The organism is Halohasta sp. A2, assembly GCF_056175805.1.
In genome coordinates this window covers 1-18,690 of sequence record NZ_JAQFWV010000034.1, presented here as the reverse complement: position 1 = coordinate 18,690, position 18,690 = coordinate 1, and the positions used below count along the sequence as shown (strand labels likewise).

Annotated in this window: 16 protein-coding genes and 1 pseudogene; 14 read left to right on the top strand and 3 right to left on the bottom strand. The window is 62.3% G+C overall.

The window, feature by feature from the left end; translation table 11 throughout:
* Nucleotides 1-62: 62 nt before the first annotated feature.
* Complete coding sequence (locus tag O2S87_RS10960) at nucleotides 63-1,412, top strand: MFS transporter (protein ID WP_475408829.1); 1,350 nt, start codon at nucleotides 63-65, stop codon at nucleotides 1,410-1,412.
* Nucleotides 1,413-1,469: 57 nt separating this feature from the next.
* Nucleotides 1,470-1,757 (top strand): DUF7536 family protein, encoded by a 288-nt coding sequence (locus O2S87_RS10955; RefSeq protein WP_475408828.1) that lies wholly within the window; start codon nucleotides 1,470-1,472, stop codon nucleotides 1,755-1,757.
* A gap of 1 nt (nucleotide 1,758) precedes the next feature.
* On the opposite strand, the gene O2S87_RS10950 is transcribed toward O2S87_RS10955, so the two are convergent.
* Nucleotides 1,759-2,034 carry a winged helix-turn-helix transcriptional regulator gene (locus O2S87_RS10950; RefSeq protein WP_475408827.1) on the bottom strand — a complete coding sequence of 92 codons (276 nt, stop codon included), beginning with the start codon at nucleotides 2,032-2,034 and terminating at the stop codon, nucleotides 1,759-1,761.
* 302 nt (nucleotides 2,035-2,336) lie between these two features.
* Between O2S87_RS10950 and O2S87_RS10945 the strand changes: the two genes are divergently transcribed.
* From O2S87_RS10945 to mutL, 8 genes and pseudogenes are all read left to right on the top strand, one after another.
* Nucleotides 2,337-2,651: an EMC6-like membrane protein gene (locus O2S87_RS10945; protein ID WP_475408826.1), complete on the top strand. Its 315-nt coding sequence runs from the start codon at nucleotides 2,337-2,339 to the stop codon at nucleotides 2,649-2,651.
* On the top strand, nucleotides 2,651-4,471 hold the full coding sequence (locus tag O2S87_RS10940; RefSeq protein WP_475408825.1) for a ribosome biogenesis/translation initiation ATPase RLI: 1,821 nt from the start codon (nucleotides 2,651-2,653) through the stop codon (nucleotides 4,469-4,471). The genes O2S87_RS10945 and O2S87_RS10940 overlap by 1 nt, the downstream gene beginning before the upstream one ends.
* A 261-nt stretch (nucleotides 4,472-4,732) precedes the next feature.
* Nucleotides 4,733-5,332 (top strand): annotated as a pseudogene (locus O2S87_RS10935) (PAS domain S-box protein); the annotation flags it as partial.
* A gap of 68 nt (nucleotides 5,333-5,400) precedes the next feature.
* Nucleotides 5,401-5,784 carry a sensor histidine kinase gene (locus O2S87_RS10930; RefSeq protein ID WP_475408845.1) on the top strand — a complete coding sequence of 128 codons (384 nt, stop codon included), beginning with the start codon at nucleotides 5,401-5,403 and terminating at the stop codon, nucleotides 5,782-5,784.
* Between the two features lie 214 nt (nucleotides 5,785-5,998).
* The gene (mutS, locus tag O2S87_RS10925) at nucleotides 5,999-8,743 is read left to right on the top strand and encodes a DNA mismatch repair protein MutS (protein ID WP_475408824.1); all 2,745 of its coding nucleotides are present in this window, start codon (nucleotides 5,999-6,001) and stop codon (nucleotides 8,741-8,743) included.
* A gap of 289 nt (nucleotides 8,744-9,032) precedes the next feature.
* Nucleotides 9,033-10,118: a DUF4397 domain-containing protein gene (locus O2S87_RS10920; protein ID WP_475408823.1), complete on the top strand. Its 1,086-nt coding sequence runs from the start codon at nucleotides 9,033-9,035 to the stop codon at nucleotides 10,116-10,118.
* A gap of 216 nt (nucleotides 10,119-10,334) precedes the next feature.
* Entirely contained in the window at nucleotides 10,335-10,772 is a 438-nt protein-coding gene (locus tag O2S87_RS10915; RefSeq protein WP_475408822.1) for an NUDIX hydrolase, read from the top strand.
* Nucleotides 10,765-12,996: a DNA mismatch repair endonuclease MutL gene (gene mutL / locus O2S87_RS10910; RefSeq protein ID WP_475408821.1), complete on the top strand. Its 2,232-nt coding sequence runs from the start codon at nucleotides 10,765-10,767 to the stop codon at nucleotides 12,994-12,996. The genes O2S87_RS10915 and mutL overlap by 8 nt, the downstream gene beginning before the upstream one ends.
* A 62-nt stretch (nucleotides 12,997-13,058) precedes the next feature.
* On the opposite strand, the gene O2S87_RS10905 is transcribed toward mutL, so the two are convergent.
* Nucleotides 13,059-14,072, bottom strand: a complete 1,014-nt coding sequence (locus O2S87_RS10905) for a CapA family protein (protein WP_475408820.1) — start codon at nucleotides 14,070-14,072, stop codon at nucleotides 13,059-13,061.
* A gap of 189 nt (nucleotides 14,073-14,261) precedes the next feature.
* Between O2S87_RS10905 and kdgK1 the strand changes: the two genes are divergently transcribed.
* On the top strand, nucleotides 14,262-15,221 hold the full coding sequence (gene kdgK1 / locus O2S87_RS10900; RefSeq protein ID WP_475408819.1) for a bifunctional 2-dehydro-3-deoxygluconokinase/2-dehydro-3-deoxygalactonokinase: 960 nt from the start codon (nucleotides 14,262-14,264) through the stop codon (nucleotides 15,219-15,221).
* A 65-nt stretch (nucleotides 15,222-15,286) separates the two neighbouring features.
* Nucleotides 15,287-16,687: a dihydrolipoyl dehydrogenase family protein gene (locus tag O2S87_RS10895; RefSeq protein WP_475408818.1), complete on the top strand. Its 1,401-nt coding sequence runs from the start codon at nucleotides 15,287-15,289 to the stop codon at nucleotides 16,685-16,687.
* On the opposite strand, the gene O2S87_RS10890 is transcribed toward O2S87_RS10895, so the two are convergent.
* Entirely contained in the window at nucleotides 16,688-17,092 is a 405-nt protein-coding gene (locus tag O2S87_RS10890; protein WP_475408817.1) for a DUF5788 family protein, read from the bottom strand. It lies immediately after the preceding gene.
* 97 nt (nucleotides 17,093-17,189) lie between these two features.
* Between O2S87_RS10890 and O2S87_RS10885 the strand changes: the two genes are divergently transcribed.
* Entirely contained in the window at nucleotides 17,190-17,831 is a 642-nt protein-coding gene (locus tag O2S87_RS10885) for a DUF6663 family protein (RefSeq protein ID WP_475408816.1), read from the top strand.
* 389 nt (nucleotides 17,832-18,220) lie between these two features.
* Nucleotides 18,221-18,466 carry an Lrp/AsnC family transcriptional regulator gene (locus O2S87_RS10880; RefSeq protein WP_475408815.1) on the top strand — a complete coding sequence of 82 codons (246 nt, stop codon included), beginning with the start codon at nucleotides 18,221-18,223 and terminating at the stop codon, nucleotides 18,464-18,466.
* Nucleotides 18,467-18,690 lie beyond the last annotated feature (224 nt).

Sequence of the window (18,690 nt, the reverse complement as noted above, 5' to 3'; positions counted from 1 at the left end):
GAGTCGGCCGAACAGCCGCGCTTTCGGTGGTATTTTGCAGGCGAACGGCGGAAGTCCAACCAATGAGCGAGCGTGAGGCCAGTCCGTTGGATGGCTACCGGCAGTTTCTGGCGCTCCGTGGCGACGTGTTCGTGCTCTCGGTGGCGATGTTCGCGTTCAGCCTCGGCTTTCAGATGACCACCCGATTTCTCCCAGAGTACCTGAACGTCCTCGGCGCGAGCGCGTTCGTGATCGGCCTCTTTGGGACGTTCGGCAACCTCATCAGCGCGGTCTACCCCTACCCCGGCGGCATGGTCTCGGATCGTATCGGCTCGCGATACGCCCTGACGGTGTTCGGACTCGCGTCGACGCTCGGCTTTCTGCTGTGGTTCGTCGCTCCCGCGTTCGGGACGGTCACCCTCGCAGGTATCTCGATTCAGCCGTGGATCTGGGTGTTCGTCGGCCTCGTGCTCGCCCAGGCGTGGAAATCGTTCGGGCTCGGCGCGAGCTACGCCATCGTCAAACAGAGCGTTTCGGCCGACCGACTGGCTCGTGGCTTCGCCAGCACCGAGACTTTCCGACGGAGCGCGTTTCTGATCGGTCCTGTGATCGCTTCTGGACTTCTCACGCTGCATCCGTCATTCGAAATGAGCTTCCGCTACGTGCTGGCAGTAGCGGTCGGCTTCGGGGCGGTCGCAACGGTCATCCAGCACGCGCTCTACGACGCCAGCGAGGACAGTTTCGGTAGCTCGTTCGAGGGCGTCGACCAGATTGTCGAGGATCTGCGAGGGCTGCCGTCGACGCTCCAACCCCTTCTCATCGGCGATACGCTGGTTCGGTTTGCCAACGGCATGGTGTACGTCTTCTTTATCATCGTCGTCACGGACTTTCTCGAAGTCAGCTTTTCGACATCGCTCCCAGTGGTGGGGGCCGTCGACCTCTCGCCGTCGGCCTTCTTCGGACTCCTGCTCGGCGTCGAGATGGTCATCGCGCTGTTGGTGATGGCCCCCTCGGCCGCGGCCGCCGAACGCGTCGGGCTCAAACCCGTCGTGGCGACCGGCTTCGCGGTGTACGCGATCTTTCCGGTGTTGCTCATCAGTGCGCCAGCCAACGCGGCGGTGCTCGTCGTACTGTTCGCAATCTCGGGCATCCGGTTCGCTGGCCTTCCAGCGCACAAGGCGCTGATCGTCGGCCCAGCAGAGGCGGGAGCGGGCGGGCGGATCACCGGCTCGTACTATCTGCTCCGCAACCTGATCGTGATTCCGAGTTCGGCACTCGGTGGCGCGCTGTACGGCGGGGTGCCAAACCCGTTTGGCGACGGACAACTGGTGGCTGGTAGCCCGTCGCTGGCGTTCGGCCTTGCCACCGTGATCGGGCTGGTAGGCACTGGCTACTTCTTGGTGTTCGGCGAAGAGTTCGAAGCCTACCGCTGAGACGAGCGTCCCATCGAAGTCGGAGTCGATTTAGTTATCCGGGCGCTACCATCGACTGTGAGCGACGACCAGCCCGAGAGTCCGATGGCGGCAATCCTCGAAGCCGTAGAGATCCGGAAAAACGCGGCGATCGGTCTCGGCGTCGGCCTTGTCGTGGCGGCGCTGGCCTACAGCGTTCGGGTGTTCGAACTGCTCGGGCCGGTCAGTGCTGGGCGGTCGTACCCCTTTTTCGGGCCTGAAGGGTGGTTTCTGCTGCTCGCGGTCGTGTTCGCGTCGGCGACCGCGCTGCTCGTGACGGTCGTGTTGACGCTGGTACGAATCGCACAGCTCGCGAAAACCGCGTGAGTCAGTCGGCGCTCGGCAGTTCGCTGTTTTCGAACGCCTGGTCGGCTTTCGGCGTGAGTTCGTAGATGTTCTGTCTGGCATCAGCGAAGTAGACGTCCTCGTCGACGACGCCGATCGATTCGAGGCGTTCGAGCGCGTACCGCACGGTTCGAGCCGAAAGCATCGACTCCTCGACGATCCCTTTCTGCGTGAGCGTGCCGTTGTATTCGAGGACCTTGAAAACGAGTTTTGCACTCGGTGGGAGATCGCCGAGGTTCTCTTGATCTGTTCGCGCCATTGAGAGTACTGAGACAGCACACCACATTGAATGTTACCCCGTTTACTCCCACTCGGAGAGGTCGTGTACCGTCTGACTTCGTCGAGAGTACCCGAGGTCGACCTGCATGTGTCGTTGGGATGAGTGGACCGTTGGGATCAATGGACCGCTGAAAGGAGTGGATGTTTAAAATGAGCGGGTGCTCTGTGTCCGAATTCGAGATGTGAACAGTGACCACACTCAGCGGTAGCGGTGGCTCTGAGAGGCCGAAATCGAGCGGCGGCAAGCGAACTCCTTTTCTTGGCTCACGTTGAACTCCGCGTATGGCTACTGAATCGGCAACCGGTTTCTCCGATCACATGCGCGGAGTCACCGTCACAACGATCGCCTGCCTTGCGGGAATTCTCGCAGGGCTGGCCTCGGCAGTCGTCGTTGGGACGTCTCCCGAAGCCGCCAACGACCTACAGGCGGTTCTCATCATGGGGATTGCGATCTTCATCCAGTACCCCATTCTGAAAGCAATCGGGCTCGAAACGGGCGAGTTCGGCGTTAAAGACAACCTGTTTATTTCCTTTATGACGTTCTGTCTCTGGTTTATTACGTACGCCGTTTTGCTCACCTCGGCGGTGAGCCTCTAATGGCCGATGACAGCATCGCGGTCGTCGACCTCGACCGCTGTCAACCCGACCGGTGCAACTACGAGTGCGCCAACTTCTGTCCGCCCAACCGTACGGGCAAAGAATGCATCACCGTTCGCGGCGAGGATGCCGAAACCGGCGACCCCGACCAGATCCGCATCTCCGAGGAGATCTGTCTCGGCGAAACCTGTGGCATCTGTGTCGAGAAATGTCCGTTCGATGCGATCGAGATCATCAATCTCCCGCAGGAACTCACCGAAGAGCCGACCCACCGCTACAACGAAAACGCGTTCGCCCTCTACGGGCTGCCGGTTCCCGAACCCGGCAAGGTAACCGGGATTTTGGGTCCCAACGGGATCGGGAAATCGACCGCAGTCAAAGGGTTGGCCGGCGAGGTCATCCCGAACCTCGGCGACTACAGCGCCGAGGCCACGTGGGAACCAGTGCTCGAACGCTATCGCGGCTCCGAGCTTCAGCAATTCCTCAACAGGCTGATCGACGGCGAGATCACCATCGCCCGCAAGCCCCAGTACGTCGACCAGATCCCCAAACAGTTCGACGGCAAGACCCGTGATCTGCTCGAAGCGACCGACGAGCGCGGCGAACTCGATTCGCTGGTCGACCGGCTGAGCATTCGCCCGGTAATGGACCAACCGATCGACTCGATTTCGGGCGGCGAACTCCAGCGGGTCGCCATCGCCGCGACGCTCGCACGGGACGCGGACTTCTACTTCCTCGACGAGATCACGCCCTACCTCGACGTGGGCCAGCGGATGGTCGCCGCACGACTCATTCGCGAGTTGGCTGACGACGAGGAAACCGACCGCTCGATGCTCGTCGTCGAACACGACCTGGCGATTCTCGACTTGCTGGCTGACTCGATCCACGTCGGCTACGGTGAGCCCGGCGCGTTCGGTGTTATCACCCCACCGAAATCGGTTCGAAAAGGGATCAACGAGTATCTCGAAGGCTATCTCACCAACGAGAATATGCGGATTCGCCCGGAGAAAATTACGTTCGAGGAACACGCCCCACGCGCGACCGTCAAAGGAACACCGCTCGTCGAATACCCGGCTCTCGAAAAATCCTACGGCGAGGGTGAGTTCTCGCTGTCGGTCGACGGCGGCACCATCTACCAGGGCGAAGTGCTCGGCATCGTGGGGCCGAACGGGATCGGCAAGTCGACGCTCGCCAAGATGTTCGCGGGCTCGATCGAGCCCGACGAGGGGAGCCTGGAGTTCGAACTCGACATCTCGTACAAACCCCAGTACATCGAGATCGACCAGCCGATGAGAGTCGACACGTTCCTGTCGTCGATCACCGACGAGTTCGGCTCGTCGTACTGGAACACCGAGGTCGCCCAACCCCTCCAACTGAATCGGATCATGGAACAGCAGTTGACTGATTTGTCGGGTGGTGAACGCCAGCGGGTAGCGATCGCGGCGTGTCTCTCCGACGAGTCGGATCTGTACGTCCTCGACGAGCCCTCGGCGCATCTCGACGTCGAACAGCGCGTGCAGGCGACAACCGCGATCCGCCGGTACGCCGAGAACCACGACGCGACCGTGCTCGTGATTGACCACGACATCTACATGATCGACCTGCTGGCCGACCGGTTGATGGTCTTCGACGGCGAACCGGCCGACCACGGCCACGCCTCGCTGCCACAGGAGATGCGCGCGGGGATGAACGACTTTCTGGCGGATCTCGACATCACCTTCCGACGCGACGAGCGCACCAGTCGACCACGGATCAACAAGCCAGGAAGTCAGAAAGACGAGAGCCAAAAGCGCCAGGGCGAGTACTACTACGCGCCGTAGTCGTCCGTACAGACGTACCGAGCCGTCGACGGCTCGAGTATCTGGAGTAACGACGGCTCGGTCCTCGACTACGTGATCGGGTTGCTACTCAACGCAGATTCTATAGTCGACGGCGGCGTATCGAGAATCTTAGTACTACTTGGAACCACAATATCGCTGATTTATATTTCTCGCATTTGTACCTTGAGCGTAAAACGAACAGCCACAGTATCCTGATAAACCACCAATACATTCAATTATATCGGGTTCAAAGTAGCTGTTATGACGGATCGGGAGTCGACATCAGAGCAGGTTGCTGAGTCGCCCGAGGTTTCGCGGCCGGAAATGCTTCCGCTGCACTCTACTGATCTCCTCACGGTTCTCGATGCGAACGGTGTCGTCCAGTACGAAAGTCGGGCAATCGAACGGCTGTACGGCTTCGAACAGGCGGAGCTGATCGGCGAGCAGGTGGCCAACTACATTCATCCCGAAGACAGCCAGCGGGTGATGGACGCCTTCGAGGCGGTTCTGGCAGCCGAGACACATCACGTCGAGGCCGTCGAGTACCGCCACCTGATGGCCGACGGCAGCTACCGATGGATCGAGTCGGTCGGCTCGTCGAACCCGACCCCGGAGGGACACTACGTAATCAACTCCCGGGACATCTCCGAGCGGAAACGACACGATCGGGAGCTCGAACAGCAGAACCAGCGGCTCGACCAGTTCGCGAGCGTGATCAGCCACGACCTCCGCAACCCGCTGAGCGTCGCCCAGGGGTATCTGGATATCGCCCGCGAAACCGGCAGCGAGGAGGCCTTCGAGAAAGTCGTCGACGCACACGACCGGATGGAAACGATGATCGCCGAACTGCTCACCCTCGCTCGAACGGAGACGGAGATCGACGAGTCGACGTTGGACGCGATCGTGTTGAAATCGGTGGTGGTCGACGCATGGGAGACCGCCGATACCGACGGCGCGAGGCTCGAAACGGCCATCCCGGCGGGCTGGACAGTCACCGCTGCGCCCGCCATCGTCCGAACGATGCTGGAGAATCTGTTTCGCAACGCGACCGACCACAACGAACGTCCAGTGACAGTCACGGTCGGAACCCTCGACGAGGGTTTTTCGTCGAAGACGACGGGGTCGGGATTCCAGAATCGATGCGCGAGAAGGCCCTTAACTACGGCTACAGCACGGACGACACGGGGACGGGCCTCGGGCTGTCGATCGTTAGAGATCTGGCGACGGCCCACGAGTGGGAGGTCGACCTCGACGAGAGCGTCGAAGGCGGCGCACGGTTCGAGATCACCGGCTGTCGCGTCGACCATGCGTAGCGAGCCACTCAGATAGTTGGCCGAGAACAGAGGGAGGGATCGACCGTGGATCAAAAAGCCCATGAGTCAAATTCGAACGGCGTTCTGGCGGCCAGCGGGTAGTTTCACGCCGTCGACTCACCGAACCGGATCGAGCCGCCTTCTTCGGCGAGGCCGTTGGTGCACCACCGCACGGACCCGTAGCCCTTTAGCCCAAGACGGACCGACAGCAGGTATGTCACAGGGAATCGTTGAGGAATTTCTCTCCATTAAGGCCGACAGCGACGCGGATATCCTGGCGATGCAGTGTGGCGACTTCTATGAGTTTTTCGCCGACGATGCCGAAACCGTCTCTGACGAACTGGATCTCACCGTCTCACAGAAGTCTTCGCACGGCTCGTCGTATCCGATGGCTGGCATTCCACTGTCGGAGCTCACCCCGTATATGAAAGCGCTCGTCGACCGCGGCTACCGGGTCGCGGTCGCCGACCAGCATCAGGACGAAAACGGCGACCACTACCGCGAAATCGCGCGGCTCGTAACGCCGGGAACGCTCATCGAAACCACCGACGCCGACGCGCAGTATCTTGCCGCGGTCGTCCGTGGCGACGATGCCGACGACGGCGAGAATGGCGGTCCCTACGGACTGGCGTTTGCGGACATCACCACCGGTCGGTTTCTCGTCACCGAAGTAGGCACTGCTGGCGAGGCCCACGCCGAACTGTACCGGTTCGCGCCCGTGGAGATCCTTCCCGGTCCACACGTGCGAACTGACGACGACTTTTCTCGACAGCTCCGCGACCGCAGCGACGCCTCGGTCGCGCTGTTTGATACCGACGCCTTCGCCCCCGGGCGGAGCGCCCACACCGTCAAAGAACAGTTCGGCAGCGAAACCGTCGACAGCATCGGCCTCGAGTCGACGCTCGCGGTCCGCGCCGCAGGGGGAATCCTCGCGTACGTCGAGGAAACAGGCGTCGGCGTCACCCAGTCGATGAGTCGGCTCCAGCGCTACACCCCCGACGACCACCTGACGCTGGACGCGACGACTCAGCGCAACCTCGAACTCGTCGAGACGATGCACGGCGACCGGGCCGGTTCGCTGCTCGATACGGTCGACCACACCGAGACGAGTCCAGGCGGTCGACTCCTTCGAGAGTGGCTCACACGGCCACGCCAGGATGAAACCGAGCTTTCTCGGCGACTTGACTGCGTCGAGGCGCTCGCAGCGGCGGCCCTTCCGCGTGAACGACTGCGCGAAACGCTCGATGGGGCCTACGACCTCGAACGGCTCGCCAGCCGGGCCGCCAGCGGCAGCGCCGACGCCCGCGACTTGTTGGCGGTTCGCGACACGCTCGAACTCCTGCCGCAGTTGGCCGACGAAATCGCTGGCGGGCAGCTGGCCGACTCGCCGCTGTCGACCGTCATAAACAGGCCCGACAGGGATGCTGCCGCCGACCTTCGCGAGACGCTCGACGAGGCGCTCGACGACGATCCACCCAAAACGGTCACCCAGGGCGGACTATTTAAATACGGGTTCGATGACGAGCTCGACGAGCTGATCGAACGTCACGAAACGGCCCGAGAGTGGGTCGACGGACTGGCCGACCGGATCAAACGCGACCACGGGCTCGCCCACGTGAGCGTCGACCGGAACAAGACCGACGGCTACTACATCCAGGTCGGCAGGTCACAGGCCGACGGCGTGCCCGACTCCTTCCAGCATATAAAGACGCTCAAGAACTCCAAGCGCTTTGTCACCGACGAGCTCGCCGAGCGCGAACGTGAGATCCTGCGGCTCGAAGAGTCTCGCGGTGAGTTGGAGTACGAGCGTTTCGAGCAGCTACGCGAGACGGTGGCCGAGCAGTCGGCGCTGCTGCAGGACGTGGGCCGGGCGCTCGCCGAAGTCGACGTGCTGTGTTCGCTGGCGACACACGCCGCCGCAAACAGCTGGGTGCGACCGGCGCTGTCGACCGAGCGGGAACTCGCCATCGACGCGGGGCGGCATCCGGTTGTCGAACAGACCACCGAGTTCGTCCCGAACGACCTCGCGCTCGACGCCGAGCGCGGCTTTCTGATCGTTACGGGGCCGAACATGAGCGGGAAGTCGACCTACATGCGACAGGCGGCGCTGATCACCCTGTTGGCGCAGGTCGGCAGCTTCGTGCCCGCGCGGTCGGCGACCGTCGGAATCGTCGACGGGATCTTTACGAGAGTGGGTGCGCTCGACGAACTCGCCCAGGGTCGCTCGACGTTCATGGTCGAGATGCAGGAGCTGTCGAACATTCTTCATTCGGCGACCGAGAACTCCCTGGTGATTCTCGACGAGGTGGGCCGTGGCACCGCGACCTACGACGGCATCTCGATCGCGTGGGCGGCCACCGAGTACATCCACAACCGGATCGGCTGTCACTGTCTGTTTGCGACCCACTACCACGAACTCACCGCGCTGGCCTCGCATCTCGAGCGCGTCGACAACGTCCACATCACCGCCGACGAACGCGACGGCGAGGTTACGTTCCTGCGTACGGTTCAGGAGGGCGCGACAGACCGCTCGTACGGGATCCACGTCGCCGATCTGGCCGGGGTGCCGCTGCCGGTCGTCGACCGGGCCAAAGACGTGTTGGGGAAGCTCCGCGAGGAGAAGGCGATCGAAGCCAGAGGCTCGGGCGACAGCGAGCCAGTACAGACCGTCTTCGATCTCGGCTCGGGGGAGTTTCGAAGCGTGTCGGCGACCAACGGTGCGGACGGAGGAACGAACAGTGCGGACGAGGCGACAAAGAACACCGGAGCCTCAACAGCGCCCGCGAGAGCCGCGGGCGAATCCGCGTCGACCACGACGGTGGCCGATCCAACGGCCCAGGCAGTACTCGAAGCGCTCAGGTCGACCGACATCGCCGACTGTTCGCCACTCGAACTAATGGAAACCGTCCAGCAGTGGCAGACACGACTCGACGAACACGACACCACCGACAGTAGGTGACTGCTGACAGGGTGCAGAATCGGTTGCACACAGTGACAGAAAGTTGGTATATACTTGTTTTCTATATCATGAGTGTTGAAAATTCTGATTCAATAGTAGCGAATATATAATCGAAATAACACACCCACAGACAGGTTTGAGGTCCGTTTGTAGAGGTATTACTGTGTTTTACTGTCTGACTACTGTTCTATTGACGTAATCAGTCAGCTGTTCATAGGGCCACTAACTGACTATCTGTCGATCTGAAAAAACATTAACAAGTATGTGAGTACAACCAAGAGGTGTTGTTATGAATGAATCACGACGCAGGGACTTTCTCAAGGTAGCCGGCGGTGTGGCTGTCGTTGGAAGCCTCGCAGGCTGTGCGGGTGAGGCTCAAGAAGACGAAGAGGGTGGGAACGGCGGCGAGTCCGAAAACGGTGGCGGTGGGAACGGCAACGAGTCCGAAGACCAACCTGAAGACGACGGACAAGAACAGGAAGACGGAGAGGAAGAAGAAGAGACGTACGAGGGAGACGATCTGTTGCGCGTCGCCCACATGGTTCCCGATATCGGGGCCGTCGACGTCTATGTCGACGACACCGAAGAGCCGGTGGTCAGCGATCTAGAGTACACCGAGGTTACCGACTACCTCGAACTCGACGAGGGCGAGTACCGAATCGTCGTCACGGCGGCCGACGCCCGGTCGCTGGTCGTCTTCGACGAGGAGGTGTCGATTCCTGCAAGCAACACGACCGCGGTCGCGCTCCCACCGGCCAGCGAGGGCGATGGTGGCGAGGACGGTGGTGACGGTGACGGTGGCACCACCACCGACAGCGTCCAGCTCGAACTGTTCGAGGACAACAACGCTGAACCCGAGGAGTCGCTCAACGATTCGCGGATCAGACTGATCCACGCCTCGCCGGACGCCCCGGCGGTCGAGGTGCGGGCGGGTCAGACGGCCGTGTTCGAAAACGTGGCGTTCGGTGAGGCGGAGTACTTCGATCTGCCTGCGGGCGACTACGAGTTGGACGTGTATCCGGCCGAAGCGGGCGGCGGTGGCGGCGGTGGCAGCGGATCCGAAGAGGAATCCGACACCGAAAACCAGTTGCTCAGCAGCGATGGCGGCACCAGCGTGACACCTGTCCAAGAAGAGGGCAACGAATCCGAGGGCGAAGACGAAGAAGAGCCGCCCGAGGAAGGTGAAGAAGAAGACGAGGAAGACGACGAAGAGCCAGTGTACACCTTCGACGTGGAAACCGAATCGAACAACGTCTACACCGCGTTCGCGACGGGCTACCTCGATCCCGATGCGGCCAACTCCGACGTCGAGTTCGAAGTCGAGATCGTCGAGGACGTCGTCGACGGTGAAGTGGTCGAAGAAGACGACGACTAACACCTCAGCCGACATTTTTTATTTGACGTGTTGTTCAGCGTGAAGCTTACCGCTGTACGGGCCACTGGTCGGCAGTGGATTGATAGGAGATACCCACGATAGTACGACAATGAACGCGAATCGAAGCGTGTGGTCGGCCATCGACTCCCAGCCCCAGGAGTCAACCACACCAGCAGAACGAACGTTGGCGGCCAGCGACACCGACAGGAGCGACCGATGACCGAACAGCCGCTGATCGCCGAAGTCAGCCAGAAGGCGATCATCCTCTCGCCGGACGGAGAGCTACTGGTGATGCAGATGGATCCCGAGACGTGGGAGCTTCCGGGCGGCAGGATGGGAGCCTACGAAGAACCGATCGTCGGGCTCGAGCGAGAGGTCCGCGAGGAGACCGGCCTCTCGGTCGACGTCTACGAGCCGGTCCACACCGCCGCCTGGCGAAACGATGTCGGGCGAGGGCGCTTCAGCGTCGTCTACTGGTGCGAAACCGACGAAACCGAGGTGCGGCTGAGCGACGAACACTGCGACTTCGAGTGGGTCAGCCCCCAGACCGCCCGCGACGAGTTTCTGACAGTCAGCATCCACAAGCGAGCGATCGACGAACTGCTGGTCGCACAGCCCGCGCTCACGGCCCAGCCGAACCTCGACGATGACTGATCGGTCGACCGACGAGGCAGAAGAGTCCACCCAACGGATTCGAACGCTCGACGAGTCGACCGTCCAGCGGATCGCCGCTGGCGAGGTGGTCGAGCGGCCCGCCTCGGTGGTCAAAGAGCTGCTCGAAAACAGCCTCGATGCCGGTGCAGGCCGAATTTCGGTCGCGGTCGACGGCGGCGGCACGGAATCGATCCATGTCAGCGACGACGGCCGTGGTATCCGCCGAGCCGACCTGCCGCAGGCGGTCGAAGAGCACGCCACGAGCAAGATCAAGGATATAACAGACCTCGAAGCCGGTGTCGCGAGCCTCGGCTTTCGCGGCGAGGCGCTGTCGACGATCGGCGCAGTGTCGAAACTGACGGTTCGCTCGCGGCCCCGAGGAAGCGACACCGGAAGCGAGCTCACGGTCGACGGCGGAACGGTCAGCGAGGTTCGGCCCGCGGGCTGTCCCGAGGGGACGACCGTCGAGGTCGAATCGTTGTTCTTCAACACCCCGGCGCGCAAGAAGTTCCTCAGCCGTGAAAGCACGGAGTTCGACCACATCCAGACGGTCGTCAGCCAGTACGCGCTGGCGAACCCCGACGTGGCAATATCGCTGGTACACGACGGCCGCGAGCGGTTCGCCACCGAGGGCCGGGGCTCGCTGCGGTCGGCGGTGTTGTCGGTCTACGGCCGCAAGGTCGCCGAGTCGATGATCGAGGTCGACGTCGAGTACAGCCCCGAAGCCGATTCAGCCACAGAACCGCACCCAGTGGCGACCATCTCGGGGCTGATCAGCCATCCCGAGACCACCCGGAGCACCCGATCGTATCTAGCAACGTTCGTCAACGACCGGTACGTGACCGACCCCGCGCTGCGCGGGGCGGTCGTCGACGGCTACGGCGGCCAACTGGCACCCGACCGGTATCCCTTCGCGGTTCTGTTCGTTGAGGTGCCACCCGCGTCGGTCGACGTCAACGTTCACCCGCGAAAAACCGAGGTCCGATTCGACGACGAAAGCGAGGTACTGACCCTCATCAGCGAGACGATCGAGCGAACGCTCGTCGAAAACGGGCTGATTCGGTCGACAGCCCCCCGCGGCCGGTCGGCCCCCGACGAAACACGGATCGCCCCGGAGGGAGTCGACAGCCAAGCATCCGAAACACCCGAACACAGCGACGAACCGAGCACAGCCGATTCGAGCACCGATGAACGAAGCGACGCTGAATCGAGCGCAACCGAGCCGAACCCACCGGAGTCGGCGGTCTCGGCTACCACCGTCGAGCCAGCACCGGTCGACCCGGCCGACGACGAGAACTGGGCTGTCGATGGGATTAATCGAGAGTCAACGCCGAAAAGAGCACCGTCGAGCGACACCACCAGCGAGCGGTCAAGCAAAACGACCAGCTCGATAGCGTCAGTCGATGCTGATGAATCAGCCGACGTGTCGTCAGCTGTCGATGCTGTAGAGTCAGTCGACTTGCTCGACGGCGTTCGGCCCGAACCCACCGAGACTGCCGATAGCTCCGAGCCCATCCGCACGCCGAGAACGCGTCGACAGGTCGTGGGTAGCAAGCCAACCACCCAACGAACGCTGACGGGCGGCGAGACGACCGAGGGCCGGAGCTACGAGCGGTTGTCACGACTTCGGGTGCTCGGCCAACTGTACAACACCTACGTGCTCGCCGAAACCGAGTCGGGGCTCGTCTTGATCGACCAACACGCCGCCGACGAGCGAGTCAACTACGAACGACTCCAAGGGGCGGTGGCCGACTCGCCGTCGACTCAAGCGCTCGCCGAGCCCGTTAGCCTCGAACTAACGGCCCGTGAAGCCGCGCTGTTCGACGAATACACTGCAGTGCTCGCCGAACTCGGTTTTCGGGCCGAATCGCACGGCCCACGCGAGGTGGCGGTGACTGCCGTCCCCGCAGTGTTCAGCACGACGCTCGATCCCACACTGCTCAGGGACGCACTGGTCCAGTTCGTCGAGTCGACCGAAACCGACGAGACCGTCGCTGAGGCGGTCGACGAGCTCCTGGCGGATCTGGCGTGTTATCCATCGATTACGGGCAACACCTCGCTCACTGAGGGCTCGGTCGTCGACCTGCTTGCGGCGCTCGATTCCTGCGAAAACCCCTATGCTTGCCCCCACGGACGACCAGTCATTATCGAGATCAACCGCGAGGAGATCGACAACCGCTTCGAGCGGGATTATCCCGGCCACGCCGGTCGACGTGAGGAGTAGATAGCCACTACTGAGTAGTAGACGGCGGCTACTGAGGAGTAAATAGTGAGTACTGAAGCGGATTAGAAAATCGAGACGACGAGACGTCGACCATCGCGGTCGAACGTGGTGTCGAACGGTGCGGATCGCTCGCGCATGGTGTCGCGAGCCCATGCCGCGCCGCGTTTCGAGGCCCGATACACCGCCGCCGACTCGATTTCGGTCGGGTGGAGTTCGAGTTCGCGAGGCCGACCGTCCTTGGTGACGACGAGTTCGAACAGGAAACTGCGGTCGTTTCGATGTGTGGGGTCGACCGCGTAATCGTCGACAAAATCGCCCATATCGTAGCAGACCACTGTGGGCGACTCGCCCTCGCGGTCGATCAGCTCGACGCCCTGAAACCGGTGGGCGCTGTGGCCACAGATCAGGTCGACGCCCCAGTCGGCGAGCTGTTGGGCGACTGCGCGGTGGCGCTCTGGGGGGTGGGTCCGGTTGTTCGGCCCCCAGTGCAAAGAGGCGACGAGCAGGTCGGGATCGAACCCCTTGGCCTCGTCGACCGCCTCGGCGAGGACGGCCATCGACGCCTCGTCGTCGGGGTCGAACTCCACATGGGCGGTGCCGGGGCGATTGTCGGTGGCGGCGTACGCCGGAGTGTTGTCGGTGAAAGCGACGACGGCGACCGTCAGCCCGCGGCAGTCGACAGCGATCGGTTGGTGGGCCAGTCTGCGGCTGCGACCCGCGCCGACGGCCTCGATGTCGGTGGCCGACAGCACATTGAGCGTTTCTTCGAGTGCATCGGGGCCGAAATCCATCGCGTGGTTGTTGGCGAGGCTACAGCTGTCGACCGTCGCCGCCCGGAGTGCGTCGGTCGACCAGCTCGGATCGGCGCGGAAGTGGAACCGGCGGCCGGGCCACGGTTCGCCCTGCGTCGAGAGACAGCATTCGAGATTGATAAACAAGCCGTCCAGCCCGCGGAGCGTCGACTGGAGATTACCCCAGAGCGCCGCCGGTGGTCGGTCGCCGCTCCGATAGGTGGCGTCGACCTGCCGGCCGAGCATGACATCACCGGTGAACCCGAGCCGATAGATGGAGGACATACACTGAAGTATGTCACCATTGCACAAATCGTTCGTCCATGGTGCCACGGGGTGTGAGGGTTGGATTTTTACTCGACAGTCAGGAACCGATTACACTTGGTTGGAACTGGCTACTGAGCCGCCAGGGCTGTGAGGACTGGACTTAAGGTGCGATCGGTCAGAGACATGGTATGAACGGCGGTCGATACCATGGCTGAGTTGGTGACGTTCGGCGAGACGATGCTCCGGCTCTCGCCACCGCGGGGACAGCGGCTCGAAATCGAGGGGACTCTCGACGCACAGGTCGGCGGGGCCGAAAGCAACGTCGCGGCGGCAGCCACCTGTCTCGGCATCGACTCGGCGTGGCTCTCGAAGCTCCCCGAACATCCGCTGGGTCGACGGGTCGTCCGCGCGCTCCGGGGCCACGGCGTCAGCCCGCGGGTGGCGTGGGATGACAGCGACGGCGCGCGACTCGGGACGTACTATCTCGAATACGGGGCGGATCCGCGGGGGACGAACGTCGTCTACGATCGCGCCGACTCCGCGGTGACGAGCGTCAAACCGTCGGAGTTAGATCTCGCAGTCATCGAGTCGGCGTCGGTGTTTCACACCAGCGGCATCACGCCCGCGCTGTCGACGACGGCTGCCGAGACGACCACGGCCCTTCTGGAGGTGGCGGGTGAGGCCGGACTCACCCGGTCGTTCGACCTCAACTACCGCTCGAAGCTCTGGTCGACCGACGAGGCCCGCGAAATGTACACGTCGCTTTTAAATAAGGTCGACCTGCTGTTCGCGCCGCTGCGGGACGCCCGCTCGGTGTTGGGCTACGAGGGCGATGCCGAGTCGATCGCCTACCGGCTGGCCGACGACCACGAGATTGAAACGGTCGTCGTCACCCGCGGGGCGGCGGGGTCGCTGGCCTACACCGACGGCACGGTGTTCGAACAGGACGTGATCGAAACCGAAACGGTCGACGCCATCGGCACCGGCGACGCCTTCGTCGGCGGCGTGCTTGCTGAACTGATCGCTGGCGAGGGGGTCGAGACCGCCCTCGCGTACGGCGCGGCCGCCGCCTCGCTGAAGCGCACCGTCGAAGGCGACGTGCTGGTGACGACCCGCGAGGAAGTCGAAGCCGTCCTCGGGGAGTCGACGGGCGGTATCTCGCGGTAACGCCGAGAGGGACACATCCTGCACAGCCACCATACGGTTTTACCCCTGGCTGTCAACAGGTCACCATGCGCGTGATGATACTCGGGGCCTACGGGAGTGCCGGGTCGGCCGTCGCCGAAGGGCTGGTCGACCACGTCGGCGACCGAATCGACCGACTAACCTTGGTCGACGACGGCGAACCGGGCGGCGGGCTCTGTATTCTCAACGGCTGTATGCCCTCCAAGGAGGTGCTGTCAGCGGCGGCCCACCGCTTCCAGATGCGGGCGGACGACCGCCTCAATGGCGAGCCGCCCGAGATCGATTTGAGTCGTGTGGTCGACCGCAAAAACGAACATGTCGGGAGCTTCGCGGCCCACCGTCGGCGAGCGGTCCACGAGATGAGCGAGCGCGAGGGCGTCGAGTTCATCCACGACACCGCGCGGTTCGTCGACGACCGCGTCGTCGAGATCGATGGCGAGCGCTACGCACCCGACTACGTCGTGATCGCCACCGGCTCGTCGCCCAACATCCCGGATCTGCCGGGGATCGACGACGTCGACTACTACACGAGCAAAGACGTCCTCGATGCGACCGAACTGCCCGACTCGGGCGTCGTGATGGGCTTCGGTTACGTCGGGCTCGAACTCGTGCCGTATCTCGCCGAGGCCGGGGTCGATCTCACGGTCATCGAACACGACGCGCGGCCGATCGACGAGGCCGACCCGGCGTTCGGCGACGAACTACTGGAGCTCTACCGCGAAGAGTTCGGCATCGAGATCCTGACAAACACGTGGGAAAAACGGCTGGAGTCGACCGACGACGGAGTCCGGCTCCACGTCGAACAGTCCGAGGGCGAACGGAGGCTCGACGCCGAGGGGCTTTTCGTCTTTACCGGCCGCAAACCCGACCTCGATCGACTCGGGGTTGCCACCACGTCGCTACGACCGAAACAAGGGTGGGTCGACGCGACGATGGCGGCGGTCGACGACCCGCAGGTGTTCGTTGTCGGTGATGTCAACGGCCGGGAGCCGATCCTGCACGTCGCCAAGGAACAGGGGTACACGGCCGCCGACAACATCCTCGCCCACCACGCGGGCGAGAAATTGGAGCGGTACAGCAATGTCCACCACCACGTCATCTTCTCGGGGGCGAGCGTCTACCCCTTCGCCCGCGTCGGTCACACCCCCGATAGCGCAGATAAGGCTGGATTCGATGTCGTCACCGCCACCCGGCGGGCTGAAGACGACGGCGTGTTCAAAGTCAAGGACGTGCCGCATGGCCTGGCACGGCTGACCGTCGACGCTGACACCGGCACGGTGCTGGGGTATCAGGGCCTGCACGCACATGCCGACTCGATGGCCAAGACGTTGCAGGTGATCGTCGAGTTGGGCCTCGACGTTCGGGAGTTGCCGGATCGAGCCTACCATCCCACGCTGCCGGAGATTCTCGACGGGCTGTTTCGAGAGACTGCGGCGCAGGTCGACTGACTACTTTATTCGCTCGAGAAACCCGAGCCACCGCTTGTGGTCGTCGATCGCGGCGGCGCTGGCCTCGTCGCCGTAATCCGGGTGCCGGATGGTCTGCAAGGCGTTGAGCGCCCGGTCGATCCCGACGACCTCGTCGGCGATAGCCTCGGCTGTCTCGGTCGCTAATGGCTTGGTTTCGAGGCGGTCGACGCGCTCGGCGCGCTCGGCGCGGAGGGCGCGCTTGGCCGAATCGAGGGTGTCGACAGCCTCGGGCGGGATGGCGTCGACCTTCCGCGTCTCGATAATGAAATCGGCGAGCGGGAGTTCCTCACCGTGGACCGTAACTGTCTCCGGGACTGTTGCGCCAATCGTCGCGCTTCCGCGATTGATCCGGCTGAGAAGTGCGGCGCGTTCGCCGTCGTCCATGTGGATCACATAGCTTCCGGTGAGACAAAAGCCTTCGGACCAGGTGTGCGCTGACCGAAGCCGGGTGGCTTATTCGGAGTCGCCCGATAGAGCGTGTATGGAGCCGACGACGACCGGCCGATTTCGCGTGCTGGACCGTCGACCTGACGGCACGATACTACTGGTCGACCTCAACGACGCGGTTGCGGCTGTCGAATCCGACCACCCAGTGGCGGATCTCCAACCGCTCGCCGCAACGCCCCCAGCAGACGATGGCCCACTCGCCGAGACGGTTCGAGCACTCAAACCGGGGTTCGTGGTGACCGCGAGCCTCGCATGGGACGAGAGTGACGCCGAATTCGTTGACTGTGAGATCCACGGGCGAACCTGGATCCAGTTCGCCGACGGCGTCAGCGGTATCTTCGAGGTTGCCCAAGAGACGTGGTACGACGCCCAGATGGCTGGCGAGGCGATGAACTCCCGGACGACCTACAGCACGGACAACGAACCCAACGGCGTCGTCTACACGTTCGCCAAACAACAGCCCCCACGGGATCTGTTCGAGGAGTTTCGAACCGGCTCGACACCCATCGAACCGCTCATCCAGCGCGTCGAACTCGAACGTGAGGACGACACGGACCGAGCAGTGTTCGTCCTGAACCCGGTCGACGAGGAATTCATTCTGGTTTATATCGTGTTTCGAAAAGGCGGCATGCTGGCCAGGACGGTTCGCGAGACGTACGGGCTGCCGTCGGAATAATGGATGCGAGAACAGCACGCAGAAAACAGCGATCAGAGACGCCCTCTTGCAGTGTGGCACAAGGCCCCCCAGCCCGTGCCCCGAGAATGTGATAGGTGCCTCGGATTCCGTCAATGCGTCCGTCTTCCCAGTTGTCTCCCCCGATTCAACTGGTAAGAGTTCATACAACCCACCAGTATATAAACACATCTCTGAGAATATTTTCGTGTATATATACTGATTTCGAAATACGCAGTCAGTAGTGCACAGACCGCTGAAACCGGAAGAATACGGCCGACAAAACAGTCGACAAAGAACGGATGAATAGGGACATTCGGACAGAGATATAACAAGTAGACAATATTTTAGATAGTCAGAGCGCCTATAGATATCGCGCGGCGACAGACGGTATGGACACATCGCTCGACAGGGTCGACCAGCAGATCCTCTACCACCTCCAAGCCGATTCGCGGACCCCGGTAACCGCGATCGCCGATGAACTCAACGTCTCGGACAATACCATCCGCAACCGAATCAGAAAGCTCGAAGACGAGGGCGTTGTCGAGGGGTATTCGATCCAGATCAACTACGACCACGCGGAGATTCCGCACCACTTCCTGTTTATACATAATCGAGGAGAATACCTGACCCTTTAGGGTCAGGATGAATCCGACAATTCCTACACAATCCACCGGCAATGGCAGGGTCGGGTATTCCACCGTTCTTAAACCGAACCTTTACAAGAAAAGCGATTATAAGTGTTTATACAGACGTTTAGAATGCTGGAAGTCCACCGCACCCACCGGGCAAAAATCCTCAACCACGGACAGGTAGAGAACTCGCTCGACCGGCACGGATGGTCGGCCAGCAAACTCTGGAA

Bases quoted from the DNA above. Each gene is read 5' to 3' on its own strand.
- O2S87_RS10895 (WP_475408818.1), top strand. From the start codon at position 15,287: ATGCGCGTGATGATACTCGGGGCCTACGGGAGTGCCGGGTCGGCCGTC.
- O2S87_RS10960 (WP_475408829.1), top strand. From the start codon at position 63: ATGAGCGAGCGTGAGGCCAGTCCGTTGGATGGCTACCGGCAGTTTCTG.
- O2S87_RS10885 (WP_475408816.1), top strand. From the start codon at position 17,190: ATGGAGCCGACGACGACCGGCCGATTTCGCGTGCTGGACCGTCGACCT.
- O2S87_RS10905 (WP_475408820.1), bottom strand. From the start codon at position 14,072: ATGTCCTCCATCTATCGGCTCGGGTTCACCGGTGATGTCATGCTCGGC.
- O2S87_RS10930 (WP_475408845.1), top strand. From the start codon at position 5,401: ATGGGAGACCGCCGATACCGACGGCGCGAGGCTCGAAACGGCCATCCC.
- kdgK1 (WP_475408819.1), top strand. From the start codon at position 14,262: ATGGCTGAGTTGGTGACGTTCGGCGAGACGATGCTCCGGCTCTCGCCA.
- mutS (WP_475408824.1), top strand. From the start codon at position 5,999: ATGTCACAGGGAATCGTTGAGGAATTTCTCTCCATTAAGGCCGACAGC.
- O2S87_RS10890 (WP_475408817.1), bottom strand. From the start codon at position 17,092: ATGGACGACGGCGAACGCGCCGCACTTCTCAGCCGGATCAATCGCGGA.
- O2S87_RS10920 (WP_475408823.1), top strand. From the start codon at position 9,033: ATGAATGAATCACGACGCAGGGACTTTCTCAAGGTAGCCGGCGGTGTG.
- O2S87_RS10880 (WP_475408815.1), top strand. From the start codon at position 18,221: ATGGACACATCGCTCGACAGGGTCGACCAGCAGATCCTCTACCACCTC.
- O2S87_RS10940 (WP_475408825.1), top strand. From the start codon at position 2,651: ATGGCCGATGACAGCATCGCGGTCGTCGACCTCGACCGCTGTCAACCC.
- mutL (WP_475408821.1), top strand. From the start codon at position 10,765: ATGACTGATCGGTCGACCGACGAGGCAGAAGAGTCCACCCAACGGATT.
- O2S87_RS10915 (WP_475408822.1), top strand. From the start codon at position 10,335: ATGACCGAACAGCCGCTGATCGCCGAAGTCAGCCAGAAGGCGATCATC.
- O2S87_RS10950 (WP_475408827.1), bottom strand. From the start codon at position 2,034: ATGGCGCGAACAGATCAAGAGAACCTCGGCGATCTCCCACCGAGTGCA.
- O2S87_RS10945 (WP_475408826.1), top strand. From the start codon at position 2,337: ATGGCTACTGAATCGGCAACCGGTTTCTCCGATCACATGCGCGGAGTC.